Annotated in this window: 1 protein-coding gene; it reads right to left on the bottom strand. The window is 57.7% G+C overall.

What is annotated here, in order from left to right; translation table 11 throughout:
- Positions 1–29 precede the first annotated feature (29 nt).
- Entirely contained in the window at positions 30–1,847 is a 1,818-nt protein-coding gene (locus KHQ28_RS27760; protein ID WP_211777774.1) for a glycosyltransferase, read from the bottom strand.
- Positions 1,848–1,921 lie beyond the last annotated feature (74 nt).

The following is a 1,921-nucleotide window of genomic DNA, read 5'->3' as shown; positions in this document are numbered from 1 at the left end:
GCTATCCGCGCGCAGCTATCTCACTATCCTCATTGGCTCGCCTCCTGCTCTTCGGGGGGCGTCCACATGGCGGCGAAGATCAGTGGCAGCATGGCGGCAATATTCACCGCGCCCCAGAAAATGTTGATGACGTACCCGGAGGGGTCGTCAACCTGACCGCGCGCCACCTGAATACCGCCCCATATCAGCCCCGTCAGGGTGAGCAAAACGATGGCAATTTGCGGCTTGACGAGATAGAGAAAACGGCCCGTCTGTCGCTCTTTCGGCGTAACGTGAAATTTGATCTGCTCCCCGCGCAAAACGGTGTCCAGCGCCCGCAGATTCATCGAGAAAAAGGAGAGGTAAGAGGCCCGGCCGTCCCAGGCAGAAATGCCCCAGGTGCCGAACATAAAGGCCAGTTCGGAGACAATAAAAAAGGGTAAAAAGTGCAGATAGAAAGGGGTAGACCACGCCGACACCGGCGGAATGCCGGTGAAGAGATAGATAACAGGCGAGATCAGGAATACGGTGTTCCACACGCAGGCCAGATACGACCAGAAGGTGGTCGCGTACATCAGCGTTTGCGGCAGCGAGAGTTTAAAGCGGCGTCGGTTGAAGATGTTGTCATGGAACAGGATATCCAGCGATCCGGCGGCGTACTTAAAGCGCTGGATCATCCACGTCAGCATATCCTGCGGAGAGAGCATTTTCGACTCAATCCGCGGGTGCATTACCGAGCGCCAGCGGCGGGCAGCGTCGCCGTGCAGCAGGATGGAGGTATAAATATCTTCCGAGACGTGGAACTTATAGGGCGTCAGTTCAGTATCGAAGGCAACGTGGGGGCGCATGGCGTCCTGCAGCGCTTCCCGCGTTGCCGGGTCACGAATATCCCGCGTATGACGCGCGATTTCGGCGTCAACGCTCCAGACGTAGCTGCGCAGCGCCGCCTGCATCACCGCTTCCCGTCGGTGAACGGAGGCGGCGCCACAGCAGAACGCGGCGTTAGCCCAGTTGCGGCGCCGTAAAATCACGTCGTAAAACATGCGCGGATCGTTGAAAAAAGGATCGCGACCAATGGTCACCGGACCGACGATTTTCTGCGCCAGCCAGCCCACGCCATAGCCTGCACCGCCTGCTTTACGCCGCAGCCAGCTCGCCAGATCCTCTCCTTCCGGGAGATCGAAAAACCATTGTGGGGTCTGCACCCAGGCGACGTCCGGATCGCGAAAATAGCCGAGCGTGTGGCTCAGCAGGGTCGGGAAAACGCGGGTATCGGCATCACAGATGATCAGAAAGTCGCCATCGGTATGTTCCAGCCCGTTGCGCAGGTTACCGGCCTTGTAGCCGATATTGCTCTGACGGGTGATATAGTTCGCCCCCTCCTGCTCGCAGACCGCCTTCATCTCCGGGCGACGCCCGTCGTCAAGGACATGCACTTTATAATCGAGCGGACCAGGATAGGTCATCTGCATGGCGTCACGGATCGACAGCCTGACCAGCTCCACGTCTTCGGAATAGGTGGCGATAAACAGATCGACTTTAATCGGCCTCGACTCCACCGCTTCATCCGCGCGCAGACAGTCGTTGATCTCCGTCGGGGGGACCCCTGGCGGAGGATCTTTTTCCTGCCATAAATTAATGGTGAACAGAACTGTGCCAATCCACGCCAGGGTTTCCGCCAGCACCAGAGGGATCGCATACCACAGGGCGTCAGTGTTTAAGGACGCGGTCCAGCGCCAGTAAATATAATTGGCACCAAGCACCAGGGCGGCCACAGCTAATACCTGCCAAATCATTCTCACCCAGCGCGGGGTGCTGAGCGGTTCAGGCGGTCGGCGATGTTCAAAACGGGAAAAATAAAAATCCATAGCAAGGATATCCTGATTCCGCGCTGGGTTTGAATGACAGGTCTGTTATCGATTGGGGGCGTTCTGCAGAACGC

It is taken from the genome of Klebsiella sp. 28, assembly GCF_018223905.1.
Lineage (GTDB): Bacteria > Pseudomonadota > Gammaproteobacteria > Enterobacterales > Enterobacteriaceae > Klebsiella > Klebsiella pneumoniae.
This window is presented reverse-complemented; position numbering and strand designations above follow the sequence as displayed.